Origin of the sequence: Acinetobacter nectaris CIP 110549, assembly GCF_000488215.1 — a bacterium.
Lineage (GTDB): Bacteria > Pseudomonadota > Gammaproteobacteria > Pseudomonadales > Moraxellaceae > Acinetobacter > Acinetobacter nectaris.
This window is the reverse complement of the sequence record NZ_KI530712.1, coordinates 464,955-489,582: the sequence shown is the minus strand read 5'-3', so window position 1 is coordinate 489,582 and position 24,628 is coordinate 464,955. Positions and strand designations below refer to the sequence as shown.

Annotated in this window: 27 protein-coding genes; 23 read left to right on the top strand and 4 right to left on the bottom strand. The window is 37.2% G+C overall.

Features of this window, described 5'->3' with window-relative positions:
- Positions 1–86 precede the first annotated feature (86 nt).
- Entirely contained in the window at positions 87–788 is a 702-nt protein-coding gene (locus P256_RS02510) for a pseudouridine synthase (protein WP_023272112.1), read from the top strand.
- Here the strand turns inward: P256_RS02510 and P256_RS02505 are convergent, their stop codons facing one another.
- Both P256_RS02505 and P256_RS02500 read right to left on the bottom strand, forming a co-directional pair.
- The gene (locus P256_RS02505; RefSeq protein ID WP_023272111.1) at positions 789–1,088 is read right to left on the bottom strand and encodes a type II toxin-antitoxin system RelB/DinJ family antitoxin; all 300 of its coding nucleotides are present in this window, start codon (positions 1,086–1,088) and stop codon (positions 789–791) included.
- A 96-nt stretch (positions 1,089–1,184) separates the two neighbouring features.
- Positions 1,185–2,090: a pseudouridine synthase gene (locus P256_RS02500; protein WP_023272110.1), complete on the bottom strand. Its 906-nt coding sequence runs from the start codon at positions 2,088–2,090 to the stop codon at positions 1,185–1,187.
- 90 nt (positions 2,091–2,180) lie between these two features.
- On the opposite strand from P256_RS02500, the gene tsaE reads away from it, so the two are divergent.
- The 4 genes from tsaE to hfq all read left to right on the top strand — a co-directional run bounded on the left by tsaE (position 2,181) and on the right by hfq (position 6,160).
- Positions 2,181–2,660, top strand: coding sequence for a tRNA (adenosine(37)-N6)-threonylcarbamoyltransferase complex ATPase subunit type 1 TsaE (tsaE, locus tag P256_RS02495; RefSeq protein WP_023272109.1), 480 nt, complete (start codon positions 2,181–2,183; stop codon positions 2,658–2,660).
- On the top strand, positions 2,647–4,572 hold the full coding sequence (mutL, locus tag P256_RS02490; protein ID WP_023272108.1) for a DNA mismatch repair endonuclease MutL: 1,926 nt from the start codon (positions 2,647–2,649) through the stop codon (positions 4,570–4,572). The genes tsaE and mutL overlap by 14 nt, the downstream gene beginning before the upstream one ends.
- A gap of 6 nt (positions 4,573–4,578) precedes the next feature.
- On the top strand, positions 4,579–5,523 hold the full coding sequence (gene miaA, locus P256_RS02485; RefSeq protein ID WP_023272107.1) for a tRNA (adenosine(37)-N6)-dimethylallyltransferase MiaA: 945 nt from the start codon (positions 4,579–4,581) through the stop codon (positions 5,521–5,523).
- A gap of 94 nt (positions 5,524–5,617) precedes the next feature.
- Positions 5,618–6,160, top strand: a complete 543-nt coding sequence (gene hfq, locus P256_RS02480; RefSeq protein WP_023272106.1) for an RNA chaperone Hfq — start codon at positions 5,618–5,620, stop codon at positions 6,158–6,160.
- Positions 6,161–6,210: 50 nt separating this feature from the next.
- Here the strand turns inward: hfq and P256_RS02475 are convergent, their stop codons facing one another.
- Both P256_RS02475 and P256_RS02470 read right to left on the bottom strand, forming a co-directional pair.
- On the bottom strand, positions 6,211–7,548 hold the full coding sequence (locus P256_RS02475) for a peptidylprolyl isomerase (RefSeq protein ID WP_023272105.1): 1,338 nt from the start codon (positions 7,546–7,548) through the stop codon (positions 6,211–6,213).
- Positions 7,548–9,974: an LPS-assembly protein LptD gene (locus P256_RS02470; RefSeq protein WP_040331748.1), complete on the bottom strand. Its 2,427-nt coding sequence runs from the start codon at positions 9,972–9,974 to the stop codon at positions 7,548–7,550. Before P256_RS02470 ends, P256_RS02475 begins: the two co-directional genes overlap by 1 nt.
- A 119-nt stretch (positions 9,975–10,093) precedes the next feature.
- Here P256_RS02470 and P256_RS02465 point away from each other — a divergent pair, with 119 nt between their 5' ends.
- The 18 genes from P256_RS02465 (at position 10,094) to tadA (ending at position 24,618) form a co-directional block, all read left to right on the top strand.
- On the top strand, positions 10,094–11,104 hold the full coding sequence (locus P256_RS02465; RefSeq protein WP_040331747.1) for an aminoglycoside phosphotransferase family protein: 1,011 nt from the start codon (positions 10,094–10,096) through the stop codon (positions 11,102–11,104).
- A complete protein-coding gene (gene murU, locus P256_RS02460; RefSeq protein ID WP_023272102.1) occupies positions 11,105–11,782 on the top strand; it encodes an N-acetylmuramate alpha-1-phosphate uridylyltransferase MurU in 678 nt (225 codons plus the stop codon).
- A 94-nt stretch (positions 11,783–11,876) separates the two neighbouring features.
- Entirely contained in the window at positions 11,877–12,518 is a 642-nt protein-coding gene (gene rsmG, locus P256_RS02455) for a 16S rRNA (guanine(527)-N(7))-methyltransferase RsmG (protein ID WP_023272101.1), read from the top strand.
- Position 12,519: 1 nt separating this feature from the next.
- Positions 12,520–13,293, top strand: a complete 774-nt coding sequence (locus P256_RS02450) for a ParA family protein (protein WP_023272100.1) — start codon at positions 12,520–12,522, stop codon at positions 13,291–13,293.
- 6 nt (positions 13,294–13,299) lie between these two features.
- Positions 13,300–14,190 (top strand): ParB/RepB/Spo0J family partition protein, encoded by an 891-nt coding sequence (locus P256_RS02445; protein WP_023272099.1) that lies wholly within the window; start codon positions 13,300–13,302, stop codon positions 14,188–14,190.
- A gap of 24 nt (positions 14,191–14,214) precedes the next feature.
- The gene (locus P256_RS13350; protein ID WP_023272098.1) at positions 14,215–14,850 is read left to right on the top strand and encodes a MotA/TolQ/ExbB proton channel family protein; all 636 of its coding nucleotides are present in this window, start codon (positions 14,215–14,217) and stop codon (positions 14,848–14,850) included.
- The gene (locus P256_RS13345) at positions 14,851–15,264 is read left to right on the top strand and encodes an ExbD/TolR family protein (RefSeq protein ID WP_023272097.1); all 414 of its coding nucleotides are present in this window, start codon (positions 14,851–14,853) and stop codon (positions 15,262–15,264) included.
- Between the two features lie 8 nt (positions 15,265–15,272).
- Positions 15,273–16,997 (top strand): lipid A export permease/ATP-binding protein MsbA, encoded by a 1,725-nt coding sequence (msbA, locus tag P256_RS02430; protein ID WP_023272096.1) that lies wholly within the window; start codon positions 15,273–15,275, stop codon positions 16,995–16,997.
- 5 nt (positions 16,998–17,002) lie between these two features.
- On the top strand, positions 17,003–18,010 hold the full coding sequence (gene lpxK, locus P256_RS02425; RefSeq protein ID WP_023272095.1) for a tetraacyldisaccharide 4'-kinase: 1,008 nt from the start codon (positions 17,003–17,005) through the stop codon (positions 18,008–18,010).
- 12 nt (positions 18,011–18,022) lie between these two features.
- Positions 18,023–18,775: a 3-deoxy-manno-octulosonate cytidylyltransferase gene (kdsB, locus tag P256_RS02420; protein WP_023272094.1), complete on the top strand. Its 753-nt coding sequence runs from the start codon at positions 18,023–18,025 to the stop codon at positions 18,773–18,775.
- A gap of 11 nt (positions 18,776–18,786) precedes the next feature.
- A complete protein-coding gene (locus P256_RS02415) occupies positions 18,787–19,776 on the top strand; it encodes a DNA polymerase III, delta' subunit (RefSeq protein WP_023272093.1) in 990 nt (329 codons plus the stop codon).
- Between the two features lie 39 nt (positions 19,777–19,815).
- Complete coding sequence (locus P256_RS02410; protein ID WP_023272092.1) at positions 19,816–20,151, top strand: PilZ domain-containing protein; 336 nt, start codon at positions 19,816–19,818, stop codon at positions 20,149–20,151.
- A gap of 16 nt (positions 20,152–20,167) precedes the next feature.
- Positions 20,168–20,941 (top strand): TatD family hydrolase, encoded by a 774-nt coding sequence (locus P256_RS02405; protein ID WP_023272091.1) that lies wholly within the window; start codon positions 20,168–20,170, stop codon positions 20,939–20,941.
- Positions 20,942–20,967: 26 nt separating this feature from the next.
- Positions 20,968–21,567, top strand: a complete 600-nt coding sequence (locus P256_RS02400) for a TetR/AcrR family transcriptional regulator (RefSeq protein ID WP_023272090.1) — start codon at positions 20,968–20,970, stop codon at positions 21,565–21,567.
- Positions 21,568–21,665: 98 nt separating this feature from the next.
- Positions 21,666–22,265 carry a 6-pyruvoyl trahydropterin synthase family protein gene (locus P256_RS02395; RefSeq protein WP_023272089.1) on the top strand — a complete coding sequence of 200 codons (600 nt, stop codon included), beginning with the start codon at positions 21,666–21,668 and terminating at the stop codon, positions 22,263–22,265.
- A 27-nt stretch (positions 22,266–22,292) separates the two neighbouring features.
- On the top strand, positions 22,293–23,006 hold the full coding sequence (ung, locus tag P256_RS02390; protein ID WP_023272088.1) for a uracil-DNA glycosylase: 714 nt from the start codon (positions 22,293–22,295) through the stop codon (positions 23,004–23,006).
- Positions 23,003–24,124: an enoyl-CoA hydratase/isomerase family protein gene (locus P256_RS02385; protein WP_023272087.1), complete on the top strand. Its 1,122-nt coding sequence runs from the start codon at positions 23,003–23,005 to the stop codon at positions 24,122–24,124. The genes ung and P256_RS02385 overlap by 4 nt, the downstream gene beginning before the upstream one ends.
- Entirely contained in the window at positions 24,124–24,618 is a 495-nt protein-coding gene (gene tadA, locus P256_RS02380; RefSeq protein WP_023272086.1) for a tRNA adenosine(34) deaminase TadA, read from the top strand. Before P256_RS02385 ends, tadA begins: the two co-directional genes overlap by 1 nt.
- The last annotated feature ends 10 nt before the right edge of the window (positions 24,619–24,628 follow it).

The following is a 24,628-nucleotide window of genomic DNA, read 5'->3' as shown; positions in this document are numbered from 1 at the left end:
TCTTCTATATATCTAAGAAAAAATAATAAGTTCAGTTGAAAATTAGGTAACATATTCAAAGATATTAGACTATAGGAGTAAGTAATATGCGTTTAGATAAGATATTACAGTCACAAGGTTTTGGCTCAAGAAAAGTATGTCAGCAACTTATTGCGCGTGGTCTTGTCGAAATAAATGGTGAAACATGCCGAGATCCTAAAGCGGTTTTTCAGCCTGTTGGACTTGTTTTTAATGTTTCAGGTGAGTCTTATAATTATGCAGAAAAACTATATATTTTATTAAATAAACCTAAAGGATACGAGTGTTCACATGAGGCAGTACATCATTTTAGTGTTTATGAGTTAATTCCGCCTTTATTTAATGCGAGAGGGGTACAGTCTATTGGACGTTTAGATCAAGATACGACAGGTTTACTAATATTTAGTGATGATGGTCAGTTTATTCAAGCTTTAACACATCCTAAAAAGCATGTAGGGAAGCAGTATCTTGTTCAGGTTATAGATCCTTTGACAGATGAGCAACTGAAACAACTTGAAGATGGCGTGAGTTTAAAAGGAGAAAAGGGTTTATTTGTAGCGACAGATGTTAAACAACTATCAGACCATGAGTTTTTGATGACAGTTCACCAAGGTGTATATCATCAAGTTAAACGCATGATTGCAGCAATTGATAATAAAGTATCAACATTACATCGAAATAAAATTGGTGCATTTGAGCTACCACACGACCTAAATGAGGGAGAGTGGCAATATTTATCGTTTGAAGAGATACAACGTATAAAAAGCTAATTATGTTTTTGGCATTTGATCATTATTGCTTTCATTTAAAAGTGCGGTAAGTTCATCAAAGAAGTCTTCATGATTGTCATCATTTTGTGTTGATGCTTTTGTCTTTTTCAGTTTCAGCAATTGTTCCATATTGATATTTTGGTTCTCAATAGAAAAAGGAATAGATTTTGTCAGTACAACTTGCTTGAAAAAAAGGCGTACAGCTTGTGCTGGCGTAATTCCTAAGTGTTTAAATACTGCAAATGCTTGCTTTTTTTCTTGTGAGTCAAGTCTGACTTGGTAGACTTCTGTTTTTCTCATTTGTTCAAGCCAAAGTAAAAAAGAATAAGTGTAATAGATAATATAAAATTAATTTGAATTAAAAGTCAACAAAAATGCCATTCTTCTGTCATTACATTAGAATGGCATTTTTAAGTCTTGTTGCGAAAAAAATTGCATTTCTGCTTTGGTAAAGGGATCTGTAAAGCAAAGTTTCTTTGCTAAAAGCTGTAGTGGCTGACTAAAGTCATCAGGTTCTTTGTGCTGTACGATTGGGTAATAAGGGTCATTGAGTATGGGGATGCCTAAAGCATTTAAATGCACACGTAATTGGTGTTGTTTGCCTGTTGTTGGTGTAAGTAAATATTTTGCCCAAATCTGATTATGTTCTAAACATTCAATGTGTGTTTCACTATTGGGTTTTTCATTGGCAACAATTTGCATGGTATAAAATGGGTTGCCTTTTTGCATGTGGTATTGAGTTGTTGTAGGTAACGTGATGTTGGGATGAAATTGAGCAATTGCATGGTATTGTTTGAAAACTTGTTTATGTGCAAAAAGTTGTTGGTATATGGCTCTGTTTTCGGCTCGTTTAGAAAACATAACAACACCAGCAGTTTCACGATCTAAGCGGTGAATTGGTGTAAGTAATTCATTTTGTGTTTCATGCTTTAATCGTACAAGCAATGTTTCTTGTAAGTATTGTCCAGTTGGACTCATGGTTAAAAAGTGTGGTTTATCTACGACAATAATTTCATCATTTTCAAAAATAATGTCATGTTGATAAGGCACATGAAATTCATGGGCTAAAAAGCGATAGTAGAAAATCACTTCATTACTTTTATAAGGAGTATTAATTGTAATTGGATTCAGATTTTGATCAATGATCAGTTGATTTTGAACTCTTTCTTCCCATTCGGTATTTGTAATATGGGGGAAGTTTTGACATAAAAATTCAAATATTGTGGTGTATGACTGATGCGCAGGAAGATAAACACGACTTGGACTTACGCCATTTCGCATCGGTGGTGTTTGTTCTAGCATAGATAAATACGGCTACAGGTAGGCGAAGAGTAGGTTTTACTGAAGTGCAATGCTATCATAGTCAGATGTTCTATTCTATTGTCTGTCACAATGTCAAATACTCTCAAAATTAATATTTCTTCTGAACGTGATACTCAGGCATTTGCAAGTTCTCTCGCACAATATTTCAATGAGGGTGTGCTCTATCTTATTGGAGATCTTGGTGCAGGAAAGACAACATTTACTCGTTACTTTCTAACATCACTTGGGCATGATGGTGCGGTTAAAAGTCCGACATATACATTGGTTGAACCCTACCAAATTCGTGGTAAGTCGGTTTTTCATTTCGATTTATACCGTTTAAATGACCCATACGAGTTAGAATTGATGGGGATTCGTGATTATTTAGAAACAGCCCATGCATTATTTATTTTCGAGTGGCCATCAAAAGGTGAAGATGAAATTCCTGAAGCAGATTTAACGCTTGAAATTTTAAGAACAGATGATGAGACGGCACGAGAAATCACAATTTATTCTGAAAATGAGGCATTGATCCAGCATTTGCAGGAACAGGTGTATGCAAGAAAATAATAATGATCAACATAAGAGAATACATACACTTATACCAGCTTTAGCCAACCAAATTGCAGCAGGTGAGGTCATTGAGCGGCCATCATCTGTTGTAAAAGAGTTGCTTGAGAATGCAATTGATGCAGGTGCAAACTCGCTTATTGTTCGGATTGAACAAGGTGGCAGTACGCTGATAGAAGTCATAGATAATGGTGTGGGTATACATCGCGATGATTTATCACTTGCTGTCATGCGACATGCAACGAGTAAAATTCAGACTTCTGAAGATTTACATTCAATTGTAAGTTTGGGGTTTCGTGGAGAAGCTTTAGCATCGATTGCCGCTGTTTCTCGTTTAACGTTGACCAGTAGCCAAGATGACTCAGGTGTTGGTTATCAGGTTGAAGTCAATGGAACAGCATTTGATCATCAACAAGTCCAACCCACGGCAAGTTACCGTGGTACACATATTCGTGTCCAAGATTTATTTTTTAATGTTCCTGCACGCCGTAAGTTTTTAAAAAGACCATCAACAGAATATGCACATATTGAAGAAGTTGTTCGCCGTCTAGCATTAACGTATTTTGATGTACGATTTATGCTTGAACATAATGACCAGATTAAATTAAATTTACCTCGTGCAGAAAGTGGAGCATTGCGTTATCAGCGTGTGCAACAGCTTTTAGGTCGTTCTTTTATAGAAAATGCTTATGTGTTTGAGCGTGAGGCGACAGCATTAAAAATGACAGGTTGGCTAGGTCATCCATCCGATGCACGCCCACAAGCAGATTTACAATATGTGTATGTAAATGGTCGTATTGTTAAAGATAAAACGATCTCTCATGCACTGCGTATGGGATATGATGGGATTTTGCATGGGCAACAGCATGCAGGATATTTGGTATTCTTAGAGGTTGAGCCTGATCATGTCGATGTAAATGTGCATCCAACAAAACATGAAATTCGATTTTTAAATCAGAGAGAAGTGCATGAGTTTGTCAGACATACTGCAAAAGATATTTTAAGCCAGTTCCAAACGGCTTCGGCTGAATTGACTCAGGCACTCAAACCTGAAATGAGAAAACCTGAGCCAAGACTACAAGAGCAGTTTAAACTGCATCAAAATAAGCAAATAGATTATAGTGCAGCAGAAAAAACACAGGCAGATGAGGCGATAAGCGATGCGCTCATGACTGAGTTTAATAATGCAAAAGTTGTATCTTCATCTAATCATCATTATCAACAGCGCGATACCGCTTCTCATACATCTGATCAATTTCAAAATGCACTAAAATCCTATTTAACCCCACTACGTGAAGAGCCTGAACAAGTCACGCAAAAAGATGAGTATCCTTTAGGAATTGCTATTGCGCAGTTACACGGTATTTATATACTTGCCCAAAATACGGAAGGTCTCATTATTGTAGACATGCATGCAGCACATGAGCGTATTTTACTTGAGCAAATGAAGAAAAGTTGGGATCAGCCTGACTTTTGGATTTCTCAGCAGTTACTTATTCCAAAGGTTATTAGTATTACGCATGCACAGGCAGATCGGCTTGAGGATTTAAAATCACAGTTTTTACGGTTTGGTTTAGATGTTGACTTATATGGTGATACACAAGTTATTGTGAGAGGTGTTCCAGCTGTTTTACATAAAGCAGACCTAGGTAGTTTAGTTCCACAGTTATTGAATGATTTAGATCCGAGTGATGAAGCGATAGCACTACAGCAAAAAAGAGATCAAATTCTAGCTGGAATAGCATGTCATGGTGCAGTACGTGCACATAGACAATTAGGTTTGTCTGAAATGAATGCTTTGCTTAGACAAATGGAACAAACTGCATTTGCAAGCCAATGTAATCATGGGCGTCCAACATGGCGTGCCTTTCCTTTATCTCAATTAGATAAGTTATTTGCTCGAGGAGAATAGTGGTATATGACGAGTTCATTGCCTGTTATCAATTTAATGGGGCCAACAGCCAGTGGTAAAACAGCACTTGCATGTGAGTTATATGAGCAGGGTAATTTTGAGTTAATTTCGGTTGATTCTGCGCTTGTATATAAAGATATGGATATCGGTACAGCAAAGCCTTCAAAAGAAGAGCAAGCGCAATATCCACACCATCTTATTGATATTATTACGCCATTAGAAGTTTACTCAGCAGCAGAGTTTGTACAAGATGCAACTCGTTTAATTGATGAAATTCATTTAAGGGGTAAAACACCAATATTGGTTGGTGGAACAATGCTGTACTTTAAAGCCTTACTTGAAGGGCTATCTGATAATTTACCAAGTGCAGACCAAGAAGTACGACAACAAATTATACAAAAAGCAGAGTTTGAAGGCTGGCAAAGTGTATATGATGAGCTTATAAATGTTGATCCACTAGCGAGTCAGAAATTTTCTGTAACAGATAAACAGCGCATTATTCGAGCACTTGAAGTATATAAACTTACGGGTAAACCAATTACACAATTACAGGCAGAACAATCTAAAAACTTACCATATCATTACACTTTTCATAATTACGCATTAATGCCTGATAGAGTAGAGTTACATGAGCGAATTGAGCAAAGACTCAAGATAATGTGGAAAATAGGTTTTTTTGATGAGGTCAGACTATTGATTGAAAAATACGATTTAACTCCTGAAATACCATCGATGCGTGCTGTAGGATATCGACAAGTATTAGAATATTTAATGAATTGTGAAGAAAGTCACGAGAATAAAAAGAATATGGAGGACAAAGCATTATTTGCAACAAGGCAACTGGCCAAGCGGCAATTTACTTGGTTACGTTCATTAAGAGAAAAACATCAATTTATCACCTTTTTATCACTAAAACAGGCACAAGAACACTTGCGAAACTGTTACAGATGAAGCAAAATTTGCGGGCTGTCTTTTTTATAAATTTTTAAAAAACTAAAGATAGTTTTTGCGCTGATTACATTTTAATTTTTTTTGGAGTAATAACATGTCTAAAGGCCAGACTTTACAAGATCCTTTCTTGAACTCTCTACGCAAAGAGCGTATTCCTGTATCTATCTTCCTCGTAAACGGAATTAAATTACAAGGTCATATTGAATCTTTTGACCAATACGTTGTTTTATTAAAAAACACTGTCAGTCAGATGGTTTATAAGCATGCTATTTCTACAGTAGTACCAGCAAGAAACCCTCGCCCAGCGGGTGCGCCAGCAGGTAGTGGTAATGGTCAAGCTGCAGGCTTTAGCAACAATAGCACTCAAGGTGGCTTCGGCGGCGGTCAAAGCAACAACAATGGTTTTGGCGGTCAAAGCAATGGCTTTAGCGGTCAAGGCAATGGCTTTGGTGGTCAAGGTGGCTTCGGCGGTCAAGGCGGCTTCGGCGGTCAAGGCGGCTTCGGCGGTCAAGGCGGCTTCGGCGGTCAAGGCGGCTTCGGTGCTGCACAGCAACAACAAAATGCAGGTTTTGAAGGTGGCAATGAATCTAAGTTTGAAGAAAGCCACCAAGAAGATGAAACAAACAACAATCGTTAATTAAGTTTTATCAAAAAAAGACCAGCTATTTGCTGGTCTTTTTTTATTTATTATGGTGTTTGAGCAATTGCCGAAGATTTCTTACGATCTAGTGAGGGATCTTTAATTTGCACATATGTATTGGCACGTAACTCACGTAACCAACCATCAAGTTCAGTATCAAATTGTTGCTCACCTAAATATTGGCGTGCAAGACGACGTTGATATTCTTGTGTCATATCTTGTTGGCGAGTATCTAAGACCTGAAGAATATGCCATCCAAATTGACTTTGGAATGGTTGGCTAATTTCTCCTTTAGGTGTGGTCTTCATTTCATCTTCAAATTGAGGAACCATTGTTCCTGGTGTTACCCAGCCAAGATCACCACCATCTGCTGCTGAACCTGGATCATTAGAGAATGTAGATGCAAGCGTCGCAAAATTTTCACCAGCTTTTAGACGTTTATAAATAATATCTATTTTTTGTTTTGCTTGCTCTGGTGTAAGAACTTCAGAAGGTTGAATAAGAATATGGCGTACATGATATTGTTCAATCATTACTTTTTTATCGCTTGCTTTACGATCGAGTAATTTTAAAATATGTATACCATCTTGTGCAGGAATAAGTTCAGAAGTTTGTCCTGTTTGGATTGCTGCTGCACGTGCAGCAAGCTCGGCAGGAATATCTGCTAGACTTCTATCTCCCATATCTGCACCTTCTACCGTGATTCCATCTTTAGTGAAGCGACGACTAATTTCGGGAATATCATTTGATAGAGTAAGTGCTGATTTAACTTCGTTAGCAACTTTCGTTAATGTCTCAGGACTTGTTCCATTTACACCACTTATACGTAAATGTAAAAGGTGAGCTTGGCTACCAATAGCTGCTTGTCCCTGAGGTGTCTTTAAAAAGTTAGTCACATCTTGGTCACTAATGTGGATGCGAGACATAATTTGCTGTTGGCGCAAAATATTAATAGCTAGTTGCTGAGAAATACGTTGGCGAATTGCTTGATATGCTCCAGGGAATTGTGCATCTAAGCGGTTTTGAAAGTCACTAAGTGTTTGTACACCTTGTTTATTTGCATAATCTAAAACAGCAGCATCAACTTCACTATCGCTTGGTTGAATGTTGTAGCGCTTTACAAGTTCAAGTTGCGCTTGATTTAAAATGATTTTACTTAAAGCTTGTTGTTGTAGTTCTTGCGGAGAAGGAATTGGGAGTTTTTGTGCTTGTAGTTGACGTGTAAGATCACTGGAAAGTTGATCTAGGTCACTTCTTAAAATTGCACTGTCACCTACAACGGCAACAACTTCATCACTTGTTGCTGCAAAAACAGACACTGAGCTAGAAATTAATAGAGCAAGCGTTGTTGCTTTAAAAAATCGTTTAAGTTGTTGGTTCATCATTAAGGTCGTGTCCAAGTTTGGTTAGATTTGCTAAAGCCTGTAATGCGTTGTTCAAGCAATGATGATAATCGGTTGTTGAATGCACCAAGCCCTTTGAGTGTAAATTCGGCCATAATTGCATTGGTACGTTTTACGTTTGATTTTGTGACATCATCTAGGTCATTAAAATATGAACGACCATAAACGGAAACAGCCCAACAGCATGACTCATAATTAACACCAAGTAAATATTCACGTGCTAAGTGGTTTGATAGGTCATATTGTACATGCCCGATTATTCTCCAATTGTCATCAACAGGTTGTATTAAAGATGCAACCACTTGATCATAGCTTTGTTGTGAATTATTAATGGTTTCTCGTTTATAATAGCCTAAGTTATAAATACGGCCGTTATATCCTGTATAGTATGTTTGAAAATTTGCTTGAGAAACATTCTTTCCATCAAATGCAAGATTTGTACTAATTGTAAACTGATTACTTAACTGACTAGATAGCGATAAGATTGGATCAGATGTTCGGTCTTTCTGAATAGCATCTGTCGGAGACAGTTGTACGCGACGATCAGAAAAATAAAAGCTTTGTCCAAGAGCAGCTTTGAGGCGTTCAAGCCCTTGCTGATCAAATAAACTATAACTTATGCCTAAAGAGGCAAAATTGTTGTCATCTAAACGGTCATGACCATAAAAGCGGTATGGGCTAAAGAGTTGGTCATAACTGATTGAAGATGTTGTTGTGTCAAAGTTAGGGTTGTTACCTTGGTTTTTATATGGTGAGTAAGCATAAAACACTCTTGGTGTAATGGTCTGCAAATACTTGCCATCTTTTTGGAAGTTTAATCCCGTGTCTAAGGTAAATTGAGGAACAACCGTATTTTGATTTTTACTATTTACCTGACTTTCACTAAATACATAGTTTAAAGACCGTGCAGATACTTCGGGAATAGCAAAAGCCCAAGGTGTTCTAAAGTTATAGCGAGTTGCTACTGAGTTATAGATACGTGTACCTGAGCTATATGTATTTGGGCTGCCTAAGTTATATAGTGTTTTTTGAAAGTAGGCACTGTCATTATGGTATTCAAATTGGAACCCTTGTGGATTCGTTGTTTTATAGTTCAATAGAAATTGAGGAAGGCGGGCATATGGGCGTTCTTCCGCCGCAAGTGTTTTATCGAGCGTTTGATACTGTTCAACTTTTAATGCAGCATCTAAACCTGGAATCGCATTGGCAAAGTTAACCTGAAAAAGACGTTTTTGGTTTAAGTCTGTTGAAACATTAGGGTCATTGGCAAGGTCATATAAGTAGTCAATATCTGATAAATAGTTATATTCCAAATTGGTTGAAAAATAGTTATTTACTTGCCAGTTGTGTAAGATTTTTAATGATTTACGATCTTGGTTGTTATAGTGCTTATCATCTGGTAAGTAACCACCTGAAATACTACCTTGACCAAAGTTTTGTGTCTTGAATCTTAATTTTCCTTCAAGCATTACACCATGTTCCTCTAAGTAACGAGGAGTCACAGTTGCATCATAGTTTGGTGCTAAGTTAAGGTAAATAGGCGCATCTAAACGAAAGCCACCATTGCTTGACCATCCAAAATTTGGGGTAAGTAATCCGGTTGTTCTACGATCATCAATTGGGAAATTATAATAAGGAAGATACATCACAGGTACATTTTTAATATAAAAAGTTGTATCTCGTGTGACGCCTCTACCAGTATCTTGGTTTAAGTTAATTTTACGTGCATTTAATTTCCAATCCGGGCTTTTTCCAGGGGCACAGGTTGTATAACTTGCATGGTCTAAGATCATTTCAGATGATGAAGATTTATTGATACTTCCTGCATAACCATGTGCATGGTTTGCTTCTGAAATAAAGTAACTGTTATTTAATGCACCAGTTTGTTTTTGTAAGTCGTAATCTATGTTTTGGCTTTGCGAAATTAAACCATTTTGAGCCATTTGCACATTGCCTTGAGCAAGTGCATGAGTCTGTGTTTTATCTAAAATAAGCTTTTGTGCCCGAACTTCTCGACCGGGTTGCTCAACCACAACATTACCTTCTAAGACGGAGTCGCCATTTGGATTATAGTGTGCATAATCTGCTGAAACATTAGTTGGCGCATCTGCTGGGGCTGATGTTGGGGTACTTTGAGCAATAGGTGTAATCCATGTGCCTTGGCAGTAGCTCGCAAATTGAGGGTTTTGTTTGCGTGTTGCTACTTCAGGATTATCTTTAGTGACATAATATTGATCGAAGAAAGCTTGCCCGGGATAGCTTTCATTAACTTGTTGCTTAAGCTCTTGATTATTGACATTTGATACGACTTCAGTTGAATTGGCAGCATAGCTTGATTGTATTGAACTACCACATAAGAGTGTCAAAATCGCAGTTGCTAAAGGACTAAATTTAAACTGTTGCTTCATTTGTTTCATTAACCAAGTATGCTTTTTTGCAATTAATTATTGTTGCATCATAGAGAAAAACTCCATAAGTGGCTACACTTATGGGCTTAAATCTCTGCCTGTATTTAGATATTTTGCAAATGAATAAAAAACGTGAACGATTAATTAAAGACTGGTTAACTATTGTTCTGCGCTCAGATCAATTTGAAATCAATTACTTAGCAGGCGATGCAAGCTTCCGTCGTTATGCACGAGTTATCTATGATAATAAAACATTTATGTTAATGGATGCACCACCCGATAAAGAAGATTGTGTACCTTTTGTGAGTGTTGCTGAGTTTTTGTACAAAAACAATGTAAGAGTCCCCATAATTGAAGCAAAAGATCTTGAAAATGGTCTACTTTTACTTGAAGACTTTGGTGATGTTGTACTTGCACAGCAATTAAATGCATCTACAGTTGATCAATATTATCAACAGTGTTTTGAACAACTTATTCAATTACAGGCAAGTAGTACACTGAATGTTATTCCAAACTATAGTTACGAAAAACTAGTTGCGGAAATGAATTTATTTGTAGAGTGGTTCTTACCATCTTTAGAAATTATGCCTACAGAGCAGCAAATCCAAGATATTACAAATACTTTTCATTTATTGGCAAGCAATGCAATTGCTCAGCCTCAAGTCTTCGTTCATAGAGATTTTCATAGTCGAAATCTTATGAAACTAGCAACAGGCAAAGAGTTAGGTGTGATTGATTTTCAAGATGCTGTAGTTGGTGCAGACACATATGATTTAATGTCTCTTATTCGTGATGCTTATGTGCAGTGGCCGCAAGCTCAAGTCGAAATGTGGATTACCCAATTCTATAATTTACTCCCAAGAAATACTCAAGCAGGTCGATCATTGGAGCAGTTTCATAAAGATGCCAATTTTATGTCGCTACAGCGCCATATTAAAATCTTAGGTATCTTTGTGAGATTATTTAAAAGAGATGGTAAACAAGGCTATTTAAAAGATTTGCCTAGAGTCATGTGGTATGTACTTAATGAAAGCCAAAAGTATCCAGAGTTGGAAGCACTCCATCAGTTTCTGAAAAATCAAGTAATGCCAAAATTCGATCAAGTTTATGGCGTATATTTGGAGGTTTAAATGAAAGCAATGATTTTAGCTGCTGGATTGGGTAACCGTATGCGTCCACTTACGCTACATACACCTAAGCCTTTACTCAAAGTTGGTGGTAAACCTTTAATTGTTTGGCATATTGAGAACCTAGCACGTGCTGGTATTACTGAGATTGTCATCAATACAGCATGGCTTGCAGAAAAACTGCATGAAACGTTAGGTGATGGGTCTCAGTTTGGCGTAAATATTCTTTGGTCTGATGAACAAGACGGTTTAGAAACTGCGGGTGGAGTTATTCGTGCACTTCCATTGCTCGGAGAAGCGCCTTTTTTATTGGTTAATGGTGATGTTTGGACAAATTTAGATTTTCGGAACATGTTAGATATAGAGCTAGGTAATCATTTAGCACATTTGGCATTGGTAGATAATCCTGAGCAACATCCGAAGGGAGATTTTATTCTTGCTGATGACTATGCTTATACATTTGAACAAAGTGTTGAAGGCCAAGCATTAACATATAGCGGAATTGCTCTCATTTCACCATCTATGTTTAATGGATTGTCAGATGGAAAACGTCCTTTAGCACCGTTGTTAAAACAAGCAATGCTACAAAAAAAAGTAGTTGCGCATAAGCTAGATGCAACATGGGTAGATGTGGGAACACCTGAAAGATTGTCTGCATTAGATCAACAGCTTCTGCAATAAGAATCTGCTTAAATGTGTATTCACTAATCAGCCAAGACTATGATTGGTCTGATAAATCGGTATACTTCACCTAAATTAAATAAGAGAGTTCGTTATGCATCTTTTTTTTCAAGAGTTAAAACGGGGCAGTGAAAAGCTAGGTTTGCAGCTCAGTGATGATGCCTTGAATTTATTGTTGAAATATCAAGATGCATTGGTATTGTGGAATAAAGCCTATAACTTAACTGCCATTCGTGACCCAAAAGAAATGTTGGTCAAACACTTGTTAGATAGCCTAAGTATATTAAAAGATCTTCCTGAGGGACGATTATTAGATATTGGCACAGGTGGTGGTATGCCGGGGATGATTATTGCTTTATGTCAGCCACATAGAACATGCGTACTTTTAGATTCTAATGGTAAGAAGATTCGTTTTTTAAAGCAATTCATTGCAGATTTAAAACTAAAAAATGTAACGGCTGTTCAAACACGCGTTGAAGATGTAGATGCGATTGGTCAGTTGGGCGAATTTGATGTCATCACAAGCCGTGCTTTCGCATCTTTAACAGATTTTGTTTCTGCTGCTACACCTTATATGCATAGCAGTAGCCAAATTTGCGCGATGAAAGGACTAGTGCCAATTGATGAAATAGAAAGTTTAAAAACTACATTTCAAAGCCAAATTACTCCATTAAAAGTACCTCGTTTAGACGAGCAACGCCATTTAGTTATTTTAAAGAAATTGTTGGATCAGTAGTATGGCTCAAATTATTGCAATCGCAAACCAAAAAGGTGGCGTTGGTAAAACAACAACTGCAGTAAATTTAGCAGCCTCTTTGGCTGTTTTGAAGAAAAAAGTTCTGCTTATTGATATGGATCCCCAAGGTAATGCGACAATGGGATCTGGTGTTCAAAAAAATGATTTACTTTATTCGGTAACAGACGTTTTACTTGGTGAAGTTGCTATTGAAACTGCAATTATTAAAGCAGAGGTTGGTTATAAAGTTCTTGCTGCCAATAGAGAGCTTGCAGGTGTCGAGCTTGCAATTGCAGAGCAAGAAGGGCGTGAGTTTATTTTAAAAAATGCGCTTAAAAGTATTGAAGATACATTCGATGTAATTATTGTTGATTGTGCACCAAGCCTAAGCCTTATTACTGTCAATGCCATGGCTGCTGTACATGGCGTGATTATTCCAATGCAATGTGAATATTATGCTTTGGAAGGTTTAGCAGATTTAACGCAAACAATTGATCGTATTCAACAGGCTTTAAACCCGAATCTTGAAATTGTCGGGGTGTTAAGAACCATGTATGATGCAAGAAATGCATTAACAAGAGATGTTTCTGCTGAACTAGAGCAATATTTTGGTTCAAAATTGTATGCAACAGTAATTCCGCGAAATGTCAGACTTGCTGAGGCACCTGCACATGGACTTCCTGTAATCTATTTTGAAAAAAGTTCTAAGGGTGCCGTTGCATATTTGAATTTGGCAGCTGAGTTTGTGAAAAAAAGTAAAGTTAAAAAAGGGTAAACACGAATGGCGGTAAATAAGCGAGGGTTGGCAAAAGGACGTGGCTTAGATGCACTGCTTGGTTCAATACAAAAAGAAAAGTTAAAAATTGAAGAGCAGGCGCATGATCAAGGTCAGCTAAAAGTGATTGATGTCAACCTGCTTCAAAGAGGGATATATCAGCCACGCCGTACCATTCGTGAAGAAGAGCTTGTAGACCTTTCTGCATCTATACAAAAGCATGGGGTTATGCAGCCAATCGTTATTCGTCCTGTAAATGATGAACAACATCCCTATGAAATTATTGCGGGTGAACGTCGTTGGCGTGCAGCTAAAATAGCAGGATTGACTGAAATTCCTGCAATCGTTAGAAATCTTAACGATCAAGTAGCAATTGCCTTAGCACTTATTGAGAATATTCAGCGCCAAGACTTAAATCCAATCGATCAGGCTTTGGCATTACAACGCTTTCATGATGAGTTCGGTTTAAGTCATCAAGAAATTGCTGATACTGTAGGTAAAGCAAGAACAACGATTAGTAACCTATTGAGATTACTTACTTTGCAAGAGTTTGTAAAAGATCTTATGCAAGAAGGTGTGCTAGACATGGGGCATGCACGCGCAATTCTTACATTAAAAGCAAAAGATCAAGAAAAAATTGCACAGATTGTTGTAGATAAAAGTCTTTCAGTTCGACAAACTGAACAGTTAGTTAGAGAGTTTAATAACCCGAAAGAAGCTCAACAAAATAAATCAATCTCTGCTGATATTGAACAGTTAACACAAAAATTAACCAATCGATTCAATGCGAATGTAAAAATTGACCATAATAAGCATGGAAAAGGTAAGTTAGTTATTCACTATCACTCTTTAGACGAGCTTGATGGTATTTTAAATATTTGCTTAGCAGAAGAGTAGTTCTTCGCTTTATTGGGGTAATTTATGTGGGAACTTGTTCGGGCAGGTGGTTGGTTAATGCTGCCACTATTTATATGTTCTATTATTACAGTAACCGTCATAGTAGAGCGATTTATTCGACTGCGTTCAACCATAATTATTCCAGATAAGCTAAGACTTGCAATACAAACGAGTCCACAAATGGTGGCACAATTGTTACAACAAAATTATCAGCATGCCAATAGTACCTTAGGGCGTATTTTGTTAGCAGGAATTAGAAGCCAATCGGAAACAGAACAGTTTGCTAAGGTACAAATGGAGTGCGCTGCTTCTGATGAAATTCTATCTTTAGAAAAAAGAGTAAATGTTTTAGGTACAATGAGTGCGGTTTCGCCCTTGTTAGGACTATTAGGGACAGTTGTTGGTATCATTGAGGCATTTTTAGTTGTAGATATGGGTACAAATATTAGCCCTACATTAATGATTCCAGGGATATCAAAAGCGCTTATTGCAACAGCAATGGGAATGGTAGTTGCTATTCCTGCATTGATTGCTTATCGGTATTTTCAGCGTTTAGTAAATGACTATGTTATAGATCTTGAAAAACAAGCTTCTTTATTTCATGCTCAGCTATTTTATAGAAAGGCAGGTGATCTTCATGATAAGTCGCTGGACAGCTAAATGAAGTTTAGAAGAAGAGTGGTTAACGATGTTGAAATTAATTTAACACCACTTATTGATTGTTTGTTGTTTATATTGGTTTTTTTATTGTTAACAACAACATTTTATCAGCAAAGTCGTATTAATCTAACGCTGCCAGATGCACAAGGCGTGCCCGAAAAGCAGTATGATCGTAAAATTGAAGTCATTATTGATGCAAAAGGTCATTATACTGTAAATGGTCAGTCTGTACCGACAAAAGATATTTCTGATATTTCGTCGGCAATAAAAAAGGCTGCAGAAGGAAAACATGATGCAATGTTTGTGATTACAGCGGACGCACAATCAACGCATCAAGATGTAATTCGTGTTATGGATGTTGCAGGGCAACTTGGTTTTGTAAACATCAATATCAGTACCAAAATGCCTACTTGAGGTTATTCGTGAAACAAGATTTTCAGATTTATTTTCGCTTACTTGCTTACCTAAAACCTTATTGGGGATATGCAATATTCGTTCTTATTGGTTTTGCATTAAGTGCATTAACTGAAGTTTCGATCGCTAAGTTATTAGAATTCATTATTAATGCAATTCAACATAAGAACCATGATGAAACATCATTATTTCCATTTTTAATTATATTGCTTATTTTTGTTCGTGGTGTGGGTTCATTTCTAGGTAACTACTTTTCAGCAGTTATTTCGAGAAACCTCATTTTCACGATCCGTGAACAGGTTTTCTCGAAGCTTTTACGCTTGCCTACAAATTATTATTTAGAAAATTCAAGTGGACATATTACATCAAAAATTCTTTTTAATATTGAACAGCTCACCGCTGCATCTTCTGAATCTGTTCAAACTATTGTAAAAGAGGGTTTTATTACGATTGGGTTACTTTCATATCTGTTTTATCAGAACTGGCGCTTAACAATGATTATTATTCTTGTTGCACCTATAATTGGATATGCGGTGAGAAAGGCTGGCAAACGTATGCGTAAGCTTTCTTTACAAGTCCAAGATAAAATGGGTGATGTAAACCATGTGGTACAGGAATCTATCCTTGGTCAGTCAGTTGTGAAGAGCTATTGTGGGCAGCAATTAGAAGAAAGAAAGCTGTACTATCATTCACTTGAAAGCCTAAAACGTGGATTGAAGCTTTTGGTGGTCAATGTGCTGAATACACCTGTAGTACAGCTTATTATGGCATTTTCTATGGCTATTATTATGTGGTTGGCGCTACGCCCAGAAATTTTGGGGAATACTTCTGCTGCTGAGTTTGTATCATTCATTACTGCTGCGGGTATGTTAAGTAAACCAATCCAAAATTTGACTACAGTCAATGAAAAGTTGCAAAGAGGTTTGGCTGCTGCCCATTCAGTATTTGAAGTGTTAGACCTACCTGAAGAAGAAAATAAGGGAACACTTAAACCAACATTGAATGGCAATATTCGATTTGAAAATGTAGGTTTAGTTTACCCAGATGGATCTAAAGCTATTCATGACTTCAATCTAGATGTGAAAGCAGGTCAAACAATTGCATTGGTCGGTCGTTCAGGTGCAGGTAAATCATCACTTGTAAATTTATTACCAAGATTCCAAGGCTTAGCAACAGGCAATATTTATTTCGATGATGAAAAAATTGAAAACATTGAACTAAATCACTTGCGTAGCCAAATTGCGATGGTAAACCAACAGGTATTCTTATTTGATCGTACAGTGAAAGAGAATATTGCATATGGTCAGTTGGAAGGTGCGTCAGATGAAGAAGTTATTGCAGCAGCAAAAACAGCTTATGCACATAGTTTTATTATGGAGCTTCCAAATGGCTATGAAACTAAACTGGGTGCGCAGGGTCTAAACTTATCTGGTGGCCAGCGCCAACGTATTGCAATTGCGCGTGCTATTTTGAAAAATGCGCCTATTCTTATTTTAGATGAAGCAACGAGTGCATTAGATAATGAGTCTGAGCATTTTATTCAACGTGCATTTGAACAAGCGATGCAAGAAAGAACAACAATTGTAATTGCACATCGATTATCAACAATTGAAAACGCCGATGTCATTGTTGTTATGGATCATGGTCGTATTATTGAGCAAGGCACTCATGAAGAGTTACTTGAAAAGCGTGGTGCATATTACCAATTGCATCAACGTAATTTTGAGGAATAATACAAATGTCATTGGCGCAAAAAATACAAGAAGCTTGGAATAATCAGTCAAAATGGTTAGTATTTTTGCGCCCTTTGTCTTGTTTGTATGGGTATGCCTTCAACCATAATAAGCAGCGGTATCTATCAGGTAAGAAAGCTATTTATGTTTCGCCTGTGCCTGTTATGGTCATTGGTAATATTACAGTGGGTGGTAGTGGAAAAACACCTTTATTGATCACACTTGTTAAGTATCTACGCAAAAAGAATATTAATGTAGGTGTGATTAGTCGAGGTTATGGAGGAAAGGGTCCTTTTCCCACAATTGTTCAGCCAACAGATACAGCACAGCGTGTTGGGGATGAGCCTGCACTGATTGTAAGCCTAACAAATGTACCTATGGCAGTTGGGGCAAATCGGCAAAAGAGTATTGAGCTGCTATTGGAAAAATATCCAAAACTAGATCTCATCATTAGCGATGATGGTCTACAGCATTGGGCGTTAGGTCGTCAATTAGAGTGGATTGTTTTAGACTGTAAACGCGGTTTAGGCAATGAAAAACTTTTACCTGAAGGTTTCTTAAGAGAGCCTAAAAAACGCTTAGAAAATAGTACGGTTATTCAGCATTTTCCTGTAGCCATGCCAAATGTTGAGCTAAGTATGTATCTACAAGTTGGGAAGCCATATTGCTTAAATGAATCAAATACTGTTTTTAACGCAAAGCAGAAATTTCATGTGCTGGTCGGTATTGGCTATCCTGAAAGGTTTTATCAAAGTTTAGAGCAATGTGGCATTTCTGACTTGATTAAACATGCTTTTGCTGACCACTATGACTATACGGTGCATGATCTAAAGTTTGATGACAGCCTTCCGATCATTACGACAGAAAAAGATGCAGTGAAAATTAAATCTGTATTGAATGAAACTTCAATGATAAAAAGAGAAATATGGGTTTTACCTGTTGAAGCTGTACTTTCTGCTGCCTGCTATACCCGCTTACAGCAACAATTAACTCAATTAAATATTCAAATTTAAATAAAGGTTCTGATGAAACATATTGTTATTCCAGCACGTTTTGCAAGTACACGTCTTCCGGGTAAACCTTTATTACAAGTACATGGTAGAGCAATGATTCTACGTGTAGTAGATCAAGCAAAAAAGGTAGCGGGATTTGATGATATTTGTGTTGCAACAGACCATCAACAAATCGTAGATATCTGTCAAGCCGAAGGTATTGATGTTGTTTTAACTAAATCATCACATCCATCGGGAACAGATCGTTTAAGTGAGGTTGCCCAAATTAAAGGGTGGGGTGCTAGTGATATTGTGGTAAATGTGCAAGGTGATGAGCCTTTGCTACCTGCCAAGCTTATTCAGCAAGTAGCTATTTTACTTGAAGATAAACCTCATTGTTCAATGGCAACACTTTGTGAAAAGATTTCTGAAATGAGTGAGTTTCAGAGAAATAGCATTGTGAAAGTGGTTAAGTCAAAGCAGAAAGAGGCACTTTACTTTAGCCGAGCAACAATTCCATATGAGAGAGATGGAAATAATGAATTACATGAGCATGCGTTGCGCCATTTGGGTTTATATGCCTATCGCGTAAAACTTTTACAAGAATATATTACGTGGCAACAAGGTGATTTGGAAAAATTAGAATCTCTTGAGCAATTACGTGTTCTTGAAAATGGTCATCGTATTGCGATTGATGTTGCTGAAGAAAGCTTGCCGCCAGGTGTGGATACTCAGGAAGATCTAGATCGTATTAATGCGATGGATATATCAGTATTTTCACAATAAACTGAGAAAAGATGTCAGAGAATTTCTTTAAACAAACCGAAGTATATCCATGGCAGAAACCTGTTTGGGATATGTTGGTGGGCAGATTTCCTAATGTGGGGCATGGGCTCTTATTCTATGGGAAATCTGGTGCAGGCAAATTGGATTTTGTTCAGCACTTTGTAGCATGGGTTCTATGCTTAGATAAACAACAGCATGGTGCTTGTGGTAAGTGCGTAAGTTGCCAATGGTTGAAGTCGGGCACACATCCAAACTACGTATATATTTCGAATGATGAAGAAAGCAAAAAAAATAATAATCAAATTAAAATAGAAAAAATACGTGACTTACAGCCCTTTGTCCAACAAACGGTAGATGGATGGAGAGTGGTTGTTATCCAACCTGCAGATGCATTAAATATTGCTTCTGCAAATGCACTATTAAAGACATTGGAAGAACCTGGGGAACGTGTTTTAATTATTTTGGTTACCCAGCATTTTCTGAAGCTGCCTGCAACAATTCGTAGTCGTCTGCAGAGGTATGCTTTAGATCGTATTTCAATGCAAGATGCAAAAACTTATATGCAGAAGCAAGACCACAGTTTAGGTGAGCAGCAAGTAAATCTTTTGTTAAACTTATCTAATGATATGCCATTGCAAGCATTACACTTGAAAGATGAAACATGGGTAATGAAACGTCAATTGTTTTTGGACGATTGGACTGCGCTTGTTGAAATAAAAAACATGCTTATGAAATACTCGACTAAGTGGAGCAAAGAGCTCAATTTTGTTGAGTTTGAACAAATGTTTGATTATTTGTTATCAGATCTTGTGGCATTTAAGTTGGGGCAAAAAATACGTAATATTGACTTGGATTTTCAAAAAATCGCGACTTATTACACATTAGAGCAACTGTTTAATATTTATCAAGCATTACAAAAAGCGAAGCACTATACTCAACAGAATGTACAAACACACTTAATTATTGATGATCTATTTGTATTACTGTTAAATGTAAAATAAACTATATACTTTGTCATTTATTCATTTGGGGGAATGGTAATGCAAACAGGCATGGGTGGAATTTTACAAGTTAATATCACAGATAGAGCAATGCTTCAGGCGAGTTACATGCCATTTATTGTAGATGGTGGTCTATTTGTGGCTTCTAAACAGGAAGTCAAACTTGGTCAAGAATGTTTTGTACTTGCAACATTACCTGAGCAGAAGCAGAAAATACCTTTAACAGGAAAAGTTGTCTGGATTAACCAAAGACAATCGGGTTTAAAACCACAAGGTTTTGCAATACAGCTTTCTGGAGATAAAGGTGCTTACTACAAAGCAGAAGCTGAAAAATTGCTCGCAGGTAGAACCACGCAAATGAGTTATACAATTTAAACGGGCAGGAGCATACATGTTTACAGATACCCATTGTCATTTAACCATGTTGGATTTGACACCTTATAACGGCAGTTTGGATGAAGCGCTTGCACAGGCAAGACAAGCTGGCGTGACAAAGTTTATGGGCATCTCTGTCGATATAGATGATCATATTGCATTAGATGCGATTGCACGCCGTCATGATGATGTTGGCTATAGTGTAGGTGTGCATCCTTGTGAAGACCCATCAGTTATGGCACGTGCTTCTGTTGAGTATTTGGTACAATTGGCTACAAATGACAATGTTTGGGCATTGGGTGAAACAGGGCTAGATTATTATCATAGCCAAGATTTTGTCGATGAACAAAAAGCTTGTTTTGCGCGTCATATATATGCATCGCAACAAGTTGGTAAACCTGTTGTGGTACATACACGAGCAGCACGTTCAGATACGTTAGATATTATTCGCGCAGAAAAGTCCGAGCATGGAATTTTGCATTGTTTTACAGAAGATTTAGCAACGGCAAAATCAGTACTAGATAGCGGCTATTACGTTTCTTTTTCGGGTATTGTCTCATTTAAAAATGCACAAGATTTAAGGGATGTTGCAAAGCATATACCGTTAGATCGCCTTCTTATTGAAACCGATAGTCCATACTTAGCACCTGTTCCTTTTAGAGGAAAAAGTAATGAGCCTAAATATGTACCACATGTTGCAACAGCGCTTGCAGCAGTATATGGTCTAACTCAAGAAGAAATTGGTCAGATAACCACACAAAATTTCGAAAACCTATTAAAAAGAATATAAGTGTAATACAGGTTGCAGGGTTTAAGATGGGTCGGCAAACTCAGTTTCAGGAAAGAGAAGCGACTATTTTTAGAGTTGCTGAAAAAATTCTGCTAGAAGATGGGGAGGTTGGATTTACACTCGATCTTCTTGCAGCTGAATTGGATCTTGCAAAAGGGACATTATATAAGCATTTTAAAAGTAAAAATGAATTATATATGTTGCTACTTCTAGCTTATGAGAAAAGTTTGTTGGCGCAATTACTCGGCCAAGAAGATAAGAAGTTTTCAGAGAAAATTGAGTTTTTTGTTTTATATCATTTAAATCATTCAGAGAAAACGGTGCTGTATCATTTACTTGAAGAGAAACTCGCAGCCAATGCAACAGGGCTACAAAACTTATTTGCAAAGCTGTATCAGATACGTAAGCAGCGTTTAAAGATTATACTACTTTCCATAGATGCTCATTTAACAGAAGAAGGTAGCAAAGTATCATCAAGAGATTATATCGCCTTAGTTTGGTCTTTGGTCTATGGCGCATGCATGTTACTCAACTCTAGTTTCTATCAAAGGTATTTAGGGTCCAGAGAAACGCTTAAAAGGGCATATGTTAAACAGGTCTTAAAAATTCCAAAAATACATCGTTAAATCAGTTTGTAGTAATCGAAATCTATCTTTTAGGAAAAATACAAAAATTCATTTATAATGATGAATTGTTTTACACGATTGAGTGAGGGTGTTGAGCCATGTTAATTCGCAAGCTATTTAAATTTGAGAATGCTCATATTGTTCGAAATTGTACCTCAGATCGTTGTAAACGTTCGATTCATGGGCACAGTTATAAAGTAGAACTCTTATTAAAAGCGAATAAATTAGACCATGGTCAGATGGTATATGACTTTGGCTTATTGAAAGGTATAATTAAAGACCTGTTTGATAGCTTTGATCATGCAATTTGCTTTTGGGATAAAGACAGTAAAGACTATATTCAAGCATGCCAACAGTTTAGTGCTAGATGGGTAAGCTTGCCAGTTTCACCATCTGCAGAACAGTTCTCACGTATTTTCTTTTATTTAGCACAACAAGTACTAAATGCCACAAAAACCCAAAATGGTGAAGGTGACGTCGAAGTATATTCAGTGATTGTGCATGAGACAGATACTGGATATGCGCAAAGCTTTATTGAAGATATTGAAAATGCACAAATGGGAATATTAAGTTTAAATGAGATTCAATTTTCAGAACAAATTAAAATAGAGTGGAATGACTCTGAAATGTATGAAAAGTTAAAAACAGGTCAAATATTTAACAACCCTGAAGTTGAACTACAAGTACAAACATCATAAATTTATTATAGGTATACGGTTTTTTCAATGTCATTGACGCAACAGCAACAACAGAAGTTAGATAAAGTACAATTAGAGCCACTGTGGAAAGATGCGCTACAAGATTTTCTAATTGGTCCTAAAATGGATCATTTACGCCAATTTTTGTTAGAAGAAAAAAAGGCGGAAACTGTTGTTTACCCACCAAGCCATCTTATTTTTAATGCATTGAATTTAACGCCACTAAATAATGTGAAAGTTGTTATTTTAGGTCAAGATCCATATCATGGGCCGAATCAAGCCCATGGTTTGAGCTTTTCTGTGCAAAAAGGTATTGCTATACCACCATCTTTGCGTAATATTTTTCATGAACTTAATACAGACTTAGGTGTGAAACCATCAATACATGGTGATCTTACCAGTTGGGCAAACCAAGGCGTATTGTTGTTAAATAGTGTTTTAACTGTTGCAGCAGGACAACCAACATCACATCAAAAACAGGGTTGGGAAGACTTTACAGACTATATTATTGATGTGCTTAATGAGACAAAAGAAAATATTGTATTTATTTTATGGGGTGCTTATGCTCAGCGCAAAGGGCAACGTATTTTAAGAGATAAACATCTTGTTTTAACGGCTGCACATCCATCTCCTTTAGCAGCGAATCGAGGCGGTTTTTTTGGCTGTAAAGTATTTTCAAAAACAAACAGCTATCTTGAAAAAAATAATATGCAACCTATTTGTTGGCAGCTAGATATATGATAGAAAAAGTAGAATTACACCAATATCATAGCGATATTTTGGTTGAAAAGTATATTAATGGTTGGGTGATGATTCGTTTAAATCGACCTAAAACCTTACATGCATTAGATATTTCTTTAGTTACCGCACTTACACAGATCTTCACGGACTTTCAATATGACGATCAAGTAAGCGCAATATGGTTTGACTCAACCACCCCAAAAGCATTTTGTGCAGGTGGTGATGTTAGAAAACTGAGACAGCTCATACTTGAAGATGATGAGGTTGGTGCGGAAAGCTTTTTTGAGAAAGAATATGCATTAGACTTATTATTACATAGCTATATTAAACCTATTGTTGTATGGGGTGAAGGTTATGTAATGGGTGGTGGACTCGGTCTATTTATGGCAGCGCCATTTAGACTTGTAACGCCTAGTTCTCGGCTAGCAATGCCTGAAATTAATATCGGTTTATATCCGGATGTTGGCGCGAGCCGGTTTCTTGCGGATAGAGGATCAATCGGGCTATTTACTGGGTTAACAGGGTCAATTATGACATCGGCAGGTGCATATGCGATTGGTTGGGCCACACATATTTGTGAAGCGAGTAGAGATGTTGTACTCGATAAGTTGCTAAATATTTGCTGGGAAGACTATCCTGCTGGCAAATTTAGAGCCTTAGATGATGTGCTAAATAGTATGCATTGTCCTGTTGCTGTAGGGCCATTACAAAGTTCATTGGACGCAATACATACGGTTTGTCGTGGTAATTATTTTGAACAAGACTATGACGCTATTGTTGGCTTAAGTGAAGCAAGAAGTGATTGGCTAAGGCAAGCAAGTGAGAACCTACAAAAAGGATCTCCTGCCACAGTTGCAATTACTTGGCTCCTATGGAAATGGGGGCGTCAAGGGCATTCATGGGCTGAGGTTTTTGCTTTAGAGAAGGAAATTTCTGCGTGGAAAATTCGACATTCAGACTTTGTGGAGGGTGTGCGAGCACGTCTTATAGATAAGGATTTATCTCCTCAATGGCAATCTATTCAAGAATATACACTTGTAGGTATTCTTGCCTCGTGTCCACCTGTGACCACGATTGAAAGTTGGAATAGTCTGCTAAAGCAGTACGATATTATTTAATGAAAGAAAATTTTAGTGTAGAAGATTTTCAGTGGATGCAACTTGCTTTTGAGCAAGCAGAAATTGCGGCAAATAGTCAAGAAGTTCCTGTAGGCGCTGTTATTGTAAGTGAGCATAAGCTACTTGGCGTAGGCCGAAACCAATTGATAACTTCTCATGACCCTACAGCACATGCTGAAATTCTTGCAATTCAAGATGCTTGTAAGAATATTCAAAACTATAGATTACCTAAAGATGCTGTGCTTTATGTGACCTTAGAGCCTTGTACGATGTGTGTTGGTGCACTGATTCATGCAAGAATAAGTAAGGTTATTTTTGCAACCCCTGAGCCTAAAGCTGGTGCATTAATGAGTGCTCGGGCTTTATTAGATGAAGGTTATTATAACCATAAATTTGATTTCCAATGTGGGTGTATGGGGCAAGAGTGTTCTACACAACTGAGTAACTTTTTTAAAATGCGCCGTGAACATAAGAAATTAGAACGGAAACAATAAATTGTTTTTG

Excerpts from the sequence above, each read along its gene's own strand:
- P256_RS02510 (WP_023272112.1), top strand. The coding sequence starts at position 87 with ATGCGTTTAGATAAGATATTACAGTCACAAGGTTTTGGCTCAAGAAAA.
- P256_RS02505 (WP_023272111.1), bottom strand. The coding sequence starts at position 1,088 with ATGAGAAAAACAGAAGTCTACCAAGTCAGACTTGACTCACAAGAAAAA.
- P256_RS02500 (WP_023272110.1), bottom strand. The coding sequence starts at position 2,090 with ATGCTAGAACAAACACCACCGATGCGAAATGGCGTAAGTCCAAGTCGT.
- tsaE (WP_023272109.1), top strand. The coding sequence starts at position 2,181 with ATGTCAAATACTCTCAAAATTAATATTTCTTCTGAACGTGATACTCAG.
- mutL (WP_023272108.1), top strand. The coding sequence starts at position 2,647 with ATGCAAGAAAATAATAATGATCAACATAAGAGAATACATACACTTATA.
- miaA (WP_023272107.1), top strand. The coding sequence starts at position 4,579 with ATGACGAGTTCATTGCCTGTTATCAATTTAATGGGGCCAACAGCCAGT.
- hfq (WP_023272106.1), top strand. The coding sequence starts at position 5,618 with ATGTCTAAAGGCCAGACTTTACAAGATCCTTTCTTGAACTCTCTACGC.
- P256_RS02475 (WP_023272105.1), bottom strand. The coding sequence starts at position 7,548 with ATGATGAACCAACAACTTAAACGATTTTTTAAAGCAACAACGCTTGCT.
- P256_RS02470 (WP_040331748.1), bottom strand. The coding sequence starts at position 9,974 with ATGAAGCAACAGTTTAAATTTAGTCCTTTAGCAACTGCGATTTTGACA.
- P256_RS02465 (WP_040331747.1), top strand. The coding sequence starts at position 10,094 with ATGAATAAAAAACGTGAACGATTAATTAAAGACTGGTTAACTATTGTT.
- murU (WP_023272102.1), top strand. The coding sequence starts at position 11,105 with ATGAAAGCAATGATTTTAGCTGCTGGATTGGGTAACCGTATGCGTCCA.
- rsmG (WP_023272101.1), top strand. The coding sequence starts at position 11,877 with ATGCATCTTTTTTTTCAAGAGTTAAAACGGGGCAGTGAAAAGCTAGGT.
- P256_RS02450 (WP_023272100.1), top strand. The coding sequence starts at position 12,520 with ATGGCTCAAATTATTGCAATCGCAAACCAAAAAGGTGGCGTTGGTAAA.
- P256_RS02445 (WP_023272099.1), top strand. The coding sequence starts at position 13,300 with ATGGCGGTAAATAAGCGAGGGTTGGCAAAAGGACGTGGCTTAGATGCA.
- P256_RS13350 (WP_023272098.1), top strand. The coding sequence starts at position 14,215 with ATGTGGGAACTTGTTCGGGCAGGTGGTTGGTTAATGCTGCCACTATTT.
- P256_RS13345 (WP_023272097.1), top strand. The coding sequence starts at position 14,851 with ATGAAGTTTAGAAGAAGAGTGGTTAACGATGTTGAAATTAATTTAACA.
- lpxK (WP_023272095.1), top strand. The coding sequence starts at position 17,003 with ATGTCATTGGCGCAAAAAATACAAGAAGCTTGGAATAATCAGTCAAAA.
- kdsB (WP_023272094.1), top strand. The coding sequence starts at position 18,023 with ATGAAACATATTGTTATTCCAGCACGTTTTGCAAGTACACGTCTTCCG.
- P256_RS02415 (WP_023272093.1), top strand. The coding sequence starts at position 18,787 with ATGTCAGAGAATTTCTTTAAACAAACCGAAGTATATCCATGGCAGAAA.
- P256_RS02410 (WP_023272092.1), top strand. The coding sequence starts at position 19,816 with ATGCAAACAGGCATGGGTGGAATTTTACAAGTTAATATCACAGATAGA.
- P256_RS02405 (WP_023272091.1), top strand. The coding sequence starts at position 20,168 with ATGTTTACAGATACCCATTGTCATTTAACCATGTTGGATTTGACACCT.
- P256_RS02400 (WP_023272090.1), top strand. The coding sequence starts at position 20,968 with ATGGGTCGGCAAACTCAGTTTCAGGAAAGAGAAGCGACTATTTTTAGA.
- P256_RS02395 (WP_023272089.1), top strand. The coding sequence starts at position 21,666 with ATGTTAATTCGCAAGCTATTTAAATTTGAGAATGCTCATATTGTTCGA.
- ung (WP_023272088.1), top strand. The coding sequence starts at position 22,293 with ATGTCATTGACGCAACAGCAACAACAGAAGTTAGATAAAGTACAATTA.
- P256_RS02385 (WP_023272087.1), top strand. The coding sequence starts at position 23,003 with ATGATAGAAAAAGTAGAATTACACCAATATCATAGCGATATTTTGGTT.
- tadA (WP_023272086.1), top strand. The coding sequence starts at position 24,124 with ATGAAAGAAAATTTTAGTGTAGAAGATTTTCAGTGGATGCAACTTGCT.